Source organism: Nocardiopsis lucentensis DSM 44048 (assembly GCF_000341125.1).
Classification (GTDB): Bacteria; Actinomycetota; Actinomycetes; order Streptosporangiales; family Streptosporangiaceae; genus Nocardiopsis; species Nocardiopsis lucentensis.
Genome location: NZ_ANBC01000484.1, coordinates 1 through 5065 on the forward strand (window position 1 = coordinate 1; position 5065 = coordinate 5065).

The following is a 5065-nucleotide window of genomic DNA, read 5'->3' on the forward strand; positions in this document are numbered from 1 at the left end:
CCGCGGCCGCGTTCCTCACGATGGCGCTGCGCCCCGATCCCGTGTTCCTCGGCGAGTACGAGTCCGGGGTGGACGACGCCCTGGCCGCCGCCTAACGTCCACCGAAGAGGCGCCCGAACAGGCCTCCGCGCTCGGCTGTCCGCCCCGGGGGCCCCGTCTCGGGGGTCTCGGCGGCCCGCGGTTGCGCGGGCTCGGGTTCCACTCCGACGAGTTCGCAGAACCGCGCGGGGTCCTCCGGCAGCGCCCAGGCGCCCAGGGTGTCGGTGAACTCCTCGTCCTCCCAGGCGGAGGCGGGCAGTTCGGCGATCGCCCACAGGACCTTGAGTGTCTCCTCGTCGTAGTCGGCCCGGGCGTGCTCCTCGGCCGAGTACTCCCGGGAGCGGGGGCCCAGCACCGTCTCCAGGCCGACTCCGGTGACCAGTGCGCGTGAGTCGGACTCGCCCTTGATCAGCCCCGGCAGCATGTCCAGTCGCAGTCGGCGGGCGCGGTCTCCGGCCCGGCCGAGCGCCAGGAACCCGAGGACCTGCGGGGACCGCGTGCCGCAGTGCGGCCAGGACTCGTTGAACAGGCCCTCGTAGCCGACGTGGGTACCGCCGCCGCGACCGATCCGGCGCAGCCCCTCGCGCGGGGTGTTCTCACCGTGGATGAGCACCGTCGCCACGGAGGCGGCGAAGGCGTTGTAGAGGTTCCCGCCCGCCATCTCGTGGGCGAGCGCGACGGTGATGTCGACGTCCTCGGGGCTGGCGAGCAGGCCGAGGGCGAAGAGTTCGGCGGCCAGCGGTTCCCCGTTGTCGATGCCGTTCCTGAGCTCGCTCAGCGACGCGGGCGCCTGGGGCGCGCCGCGCAGGTCCTTGGCGAGCAGGAACTGGGAGGCCCCGGTGATCTCGGCCGCGATGAACTCGGCGTCCTCGTGCAGGAAGGCGAGCACGTAGCTGACCCACTCCCCTGCCCGGTCCAGGCCGCCCCTGTTGCCGCTGCCCCGCAGGAGGGAGACCAGGTCGGGGACGCGCGCGCGGATCGCCTCGTGGGTGTCCAGTTCGGCCTGGAGGACGGCGGCGCCGTCGGGCTCTCGCATGACGGCCAGTCGGTTGCGCATGCGCCGGTACTGCTGTTCGTCCGGTGCCTCCTCCATCCAGCTCCGGTACTGCTCGCGTACCTTCTCCGCGTCGTTGGAGGCCGCCCAGGCGACCTCGTCCCGCCACTGCTGGAGGTCGCGGGGCTGCGGGAAGTGGTCCTCGGCGTGGCCGCTCACCAGTTCCAGGAGGAGGCTGAGCGGACGCCAGCGGTCGGTGATCGGGGTGTCCGGTGAGCAGGCGATGTCGACGAGGAAGTCGACCGCCCGGGGCGCGGCGCGGTGGCCGGGCGCGGGGAAGTGGATGATGTCGTGGAGCTCGGAGAGCGCCGCGTCGCTCCCGGCGAGGGATTCCAGGAGTTGGGGGACTCGCTCACCCCCCTCGGGGGCCAGAGCGACCCAGTCCACCTCCCGCGCGCCGTCGTGTGAGCCGTTACCCGTGGTCGCGTTCATTGTGTTCGTGGGTGTGGACCGCCCGTCCTCGGCGGGGAGGCGGCACCCACCTCCTTCCTGCTGGGAGCCTACAAACAAGCAGATGAAAGGTGGGAAACGCGGAGCGTCGTCCGTGCGAACCGGAAGGGCTCGCGGTCGGCTGCCGTCAGGGCTCCGCGTGGGCCGGGGCGGGGCGGCGTACGGCGTCGCGCAGGGCCTTGACGGCCGCGCCGACCTCCCGTGTGTAGCCGATGACCGTGGATCGCCGGCGGGCCCCCAGACTCGGGTCGCCGACGCCGACGGCGTCGATCCCGGCCGCGCGGGCGAGCGCGACGGTGCGTGGCAGGTGGAAGGACTGGGTGACCATCGTGGCCGCGTCGACCCCGAACAGGTCGCGCACCCGCACGCAGGTGTCCCAGGTCCGGTACCCGTAGCGGTCGGCGTCGATCCGGTCGGCCGGAACTCCGTGGGCGACCAGGTACCCGGTCATGGTGTCGGTCTCACGGCGGGAGACCTCGCGGTTGTCGCCCGAGACGATGATCCGTTCGACCCGGTCCTCCTCGAACAGGCGCACGGCGATGTCGAGCCTGCGGGCGAGCAGGGGCGAGGGCCCGTCATTCCAGGCCGCGGCGCCCAGGACGACGGCGACGGGCCGGTACGGCACGGTCAGCGGGCTCCTGCGCCGGCCGGCGCTGGCCAGGTACGTCCACGCGAACGGCGCCAGTGCCAGGGCCGGCGCGCCGACCCCGATCGCCACGATCCACACAGCCACCACGGCCGCCTTCCTCTTCCGACGCGTGTGCGCACCCATCATGGCCTACCGGCGGGGTGCCGGCGCCGGGGCCGTCGGACGGCACGGGTCGGAGGCACCGACCGTCGCTTTGTCGTTCCTCTGAGCCATCATGGGTGCGCCCGGTCGAGGCCGGGCGGCGCCGGAACCCACCGCACGAGGTTCCCGGTTCCGGAGCGCTTTGCCACCGACCGGCACCGGGTACCGGATGTCCAGGGTGGTTGAGGACTCTGCCGGGGTAGGACGGACCCCGGCAGGGCCCTGAACCACGCGTGGTCCGCGTGCTCCGTGCCGTACACGATCCCGCGCGGGGGCGGGCACGGACAGGGCGTGTCCGGATCCGGCCATGCCGTTGGCGGTGTGATCGGCCGACCGGGCCCTCCCCCGCCGTCCGCGCTCCGCGGCGTACCGGCCGCCCCGGTTCGCCTCGTCCGGCCCGTCACGGCGCGTTCCCGTTTTCGGTCGTCGCCGTCCCCGGTCGAGGACACCTCACCTCCCCCACGACCACCGACCGGAACAGGGCTTCGATCATCCAGGGCCCGAGTTTCGGACAGGACGATAAGGCACTTACGGACTTAGGAGGCGCAGGAAGAACCGCAGGTCACGGGGCCCACCGCGACGAGCCCGAAGAGAGTCTCCCGAACGCATCGAACTGACTTCCGTAAACGTGCTTTTGACCTGCATGAACATGATGCCTCACACTCGCCTCGAACATGCCGAGAATCGCCTTCATCGCGGCGTTTGCCGGAATTCCGCCGCGAGCATCATTCACGTAGAGCGACGGCGCGCCGAACGCCGCCACCCGCCCGACACCATCCGCTCCGACCGCCCAGTACAGCCCGACACCACTTGGTCGAAGACCGGAGGAAACCACGACGTGTCCGCCCTTGCGATCGCCCCGACGTTTCTCAGCGACTTCTCCCGCCTCACGCCCGACGTCCAGCTCCTCGCGCTGAGCGCGATGCGCGCCTACCAGGCAGGCGACCACCCGGCTCTGGAGACCGTCGAGGGCGCCGCCGACCCGCGCGTCCGGGTCGTCAGCATCGCCCCCGACTGGTCCGGCGTCGTCCTGCCCAACCCCGAGGTCGAGGAGCGCGATCCCGCCGACCGGCCCGAGGACGACACCCCCCGGTACCGCCTCATCGCCGTGCGCCCCCGCGACGAGGCGCTCCGCTTCGCCCGCGGACTGCGCCCCGGCGTCCCCACCGTCGCAGGCCCCGGGAACGTCGACCCCACGCCCACCGGTCCGCCCGAACTGTCCGGGGCCCTGCGCGCGCCCTTCGACCAGTGGCAGATCACCCTGCACCCCGACCAGCACGAGCTCGCCGAGGCGCACTTCAACGGGTCCACACAGGTCACCGGCGGCCCGGGGACCGGAAAGACGGTCCTGGCCCTGCACCGCGCCGCCCACCTGGCCCTGCGCGACGCCGCCGCCCGCCCCGACGACCCTCGCGAGTCGGTCCTGCTCACCACCTACAACCGGTCGCTCGCCCAGACCCTCTCCGACCGCCTCGACCAGCTACTGCCCGACCCCGGCACCCGCTCCCGCGTGCGGGTGGCCACCATCGACAGCCTCGCGCGCTCCGTGGTCCAGGCGCACTCCAGCGTGGCGCCCCACCTCATCAGCGGGGACGAGCTGGCCCAGCGCTGGCGCGCGGTGGCGGTCGCCGACGGACTGCCCTTCTCGGGCCGCTTCCTCGTCGACGAGTGGGAACAGGTCATCCTCGCCCAGAACCTGGAGCTGCTGCCGCAGTACATCCGCTGCGAGCGCAGCGGTCGGATCCAGCACCTGGCCCCCGAGCACCGCCGTCAGGTGTGGGAGACGGTCCGCCGCTACGTCGGAGCCATGCGTGTGGAGGGTCTGTGGTCGCACCCCCAGCTGGCGGCCGAGGCGGCGCGGCTGCTGGAGCGGGGCGAGCCGCTGTTCCGGCACGCCGTGATCGATGAGGCCCAGGACCTGCACCCCGCCCAGTGGCGGATGCTCCGCGCCGCCGTGCCGGAGGGCCCGGACGACCTGTTCATCGTCGCCGACCCGCACCAGCGGGTGTCCGACAACCGGGTCTCCCTGGCCTCCCTCGGCATCAACGTGCGCGGGCGCGGACACCGGCTGCGGGTCAGCTACCGGGTCACACAGGAGATCCTCGACTGGAGCATGCCGATCCTGGGCCGTCGTGCCGCCCTGGGGATGGACGACGACGCCGACACCCTCGCCGGTTACCGTTCCCTCCTGCGCGGTCCGGCGCCGGTGGTGCGCGGGTGCGCCAACCGCGCCGAGGAGATCAGCGCACTCGGCGACTGGGTCCGGGTGTGGCTGGAGGCCGGGGTCGACCCGGGCGATATCGCCGTGGCCGGACGCAACCAGTGGGTGGCGCGCGGTGTCGCCAAGGAACTGGAGGCGCGCGACGTGCGTACCGCACCGTTGGAGGGCCCCGACGGAGGCGAGGCGGTGCGGGTCGGCACGATGCACCGGCTCAAGGGACAGGAGTTCCGCTGTGTGGCCCTGGTGGGGGTGAGCGACCACCTGCTTCCCCCCAAGGCGGCCATCGAGGCGGCCGACGGCGACCAGGTCGCCCTGGAGCACACCTTCCAGCGGGAGCGGACGCTGCTGTTCGTCGCCGCGACGCGGGCCAGGGACGCGCTGTACGTGTCGCACGTGGGCCGGCCCAGCCGCCTCATCGCCGACTCCTGGTGAGCGGGTGACGGGGGCGCCGTGCTCGGCGCCCCCGTCGGATCCGGTCCTCAGGCCCCGCTGTAGCGGCCGGCGAAGCCGG

At 72.9% G+C, this 5065-nt stretch carries 3 protein-coding genes; 1 reads left to right on the forward strand and 2 read right to left on the reverse strand.

Annotation, left to right across the window (positions count from 1 at the left end):
• Positions 1-91: 91 nt before the first annotated feature.
• Both D471_RS0117195 and D471_RS0117200 read right to left on the reverse strand, forming a co-directional pair.
• Positions 92-1525: a hypothetical protein gene (locus D471_RS0117195; RefSeq protein WP_017599767.1), complete on the reverse strand. Its 1434-nt coding sequence runs from the start codon at positions 1523-1525 to the stop codon at positions 92-94.
• Between the two features lie 145 nt (positions 1526-1670).
• Positions 1671-2276 (reverse strand): SanA/YdcF family protein, encoded by a 606-nt coding sequence (locus D471_RS0117200; RefSeq protein WP_026127811.1) that lies wholly within the window; start codon positions 2274-2276, stop codon positions 1671-1673.
• 895 nt (positions 2277-3171) lie between these two features.
• Between D471_RS0117200 and D471_RS0117205 the strand changes: the two genes are divergently transcribed.
• Positions 3172-4986, forward strand: coding sequence for a UvrD-helicase domain-containing protein (locus D471_RS0117205; protein WP_017599769.1), 1815 nt, complete (start codon positions 3172-3174; stop codon positions 4984-4986).
• Positions 4987-5065: the final 79 nt, after the last annotated feature.